Source organism: Geobacter sp. (assembly GCF_027327745.1).
Classification (GTDB): Bacteria; Desulfobacterota; Desulfuromonadia; order Geobacterales; family Geobacteraceae; genus Geobacter.
In genome coordinates, this window is record NZ_DAHVYG010000081.1 from 1 (window position 1) to 1,618 (window position 1,618).

General features: G+C 60.2%; 1 protein-coding gene and 1 pseudogene. Both read right to left on the bottom strand.

Going from position 1 to position 1,618, the window contains the following annotated elements; genetic code table 11:
* Positions 1 to 362: 362 nt before the first annotated feature.
* A complete protein-coding gene (locus tag M6689_RS15150) occupies positions 363 to 1,361 on the bottom strand; it encodes a DUF2169 domain-containing protein (RefSeq protein ID WP_298273315.1) in 999 nt (332 codons plus the stop codon).
* A 5-nt stretch (positions 1,362 to 1,366) separates the two neighbouring features.
* A pseudogene (locus M6689_RS15155) lies at positions 1,367 to 1,618 on the bottom strand (alpha/beta hydrolase); the annotation flags it as partial.

Here is a 1,618-nt window from a genome sequence, read left to right on the forward strand (position 1 = left end):
CCGCCGGCACATCGATGGCAAATCTCCCCATGTAGTACGTTTTCATTCCCTGCTGCGCTCCTTTCCGGGTTGCCTTTCCCTTGTTTTCCGCCTTCTCCGCGGCGCTGCTACAGCCGCCAAGGATCAAACTCATAAACACAATCAACAGAAACAGTTTTCCCAGTTTTCTCACCGTCTCTCCTTCCGTCACCCTATGCCCCCTTTCCCATGCTGTGAATTCCGGGGACACTTTATTTAATTCTGCTTCCCCTTTGACCTGGCTTACCGCGTTTCAGGTGGCGATCAAGCAGTAAAGGGGGCTACTTTTCCGGGTAGGCTCGCAATAAAGCAACCTTTTCTTCTCTTGCCCTCTTTTCTTCTCTTCACCCGACCTTTACCCGCGCGATCTCGTGAACCCGCCCGTGGATGGTGCACCTCCCCCGCCACACGAGAACCAGCCGCTCTTCGTCCGGCTCGACGATCACCGTGTCGAGCGCCGTGGCAAGTTCCTCCTCCGCTGCTCCAATACGCACCACCACTTGCGGCTTGACCCCCGGCAGGGCAAAGTGGAGCCGGCCGTTTTTCGATGCATTCTCGACGAGCACTTGCTCTGTACCGGTAAGATGCTTAGCCGTTACAAGGCCGGGGGCAGCAGCAGAGTGAAATCGGGGGTCCATGTCCGGTGGGGGGAGGGGACTCACGTACTTTCGCCAGTTGTCGTCGTAGGTGCCCGCATAACCGGCGCGGGGGTGCCAGTGAGGCGGGATCATGCCGAATCCGGCCGGCTTCGGACGGCTAGGCTTCTTTATGAGGTCGCGCGGGTCCTCCAGGTTGGGAAGCCGCATGCTGTCCAACTCAAGCTTCGTCTTCCGCGCCACAAATCCTCGCCCCACCGGGTTTTCCAGGCAGAACTCATGCCCGGTCTGATCGGGCCAGCTCGTATCGGCGCCGCCGAAGGCCCGCTCCCAGACGAGGGGGATCTTCTCGAACGGCGCCGGTCGCGACATGGAGACGATCCCCAGGCACTTCATCCAGATTCGCTCGCCGAAGACCCGCACCGTCTTTCGCACCGGCCCGACGGCGAAGGTTACGTCCACCGAGGGAACTCCCACCTTCGGCGCCCAGGCGTGGCCGAGAAGGACGCAGTCGGTTCCCGGCTTTTCCAGCACCACGTCGGTGTCGCAGATCAGGCTCGATGCGCCGGGATCGCCGTGGTAGCGCGGCTCGAACTGGATCGGAACCTGCTCCTCGGCGATCGAGAGAGTTCCGTCTCTGTGAATCCGCCACGTCCCCTTGACGACGACGAGGAGGATCTCGGCGCCGTGGCGGTCGGTGAGGAGGAGGGGGGCGGCGGTGAAAGGGGTGGTGTTGGCAACGTCCATATTGCTTACTTCTGCTGAAGCATTTGCCTGATTTGTTTGCGACAGATATTTTCGATGGCTGTACAGGTAATGAACTGAGCGCTGCGGGTCTTATAGATCGGCTCGTGTCCCCGGTCGAAAAAGTCTTCGTCAAAATCGGGCTGCGCCTGTGGTTTCGTTCTCGGGGCATTCCTTTCCGCGAAATTCGCCTCGAAGCCTCCCTTGTCGCCGATGCAGAAGGTCCGTTTGGTGTCCTCGCCCAGTCTGAGCGCCTTGGC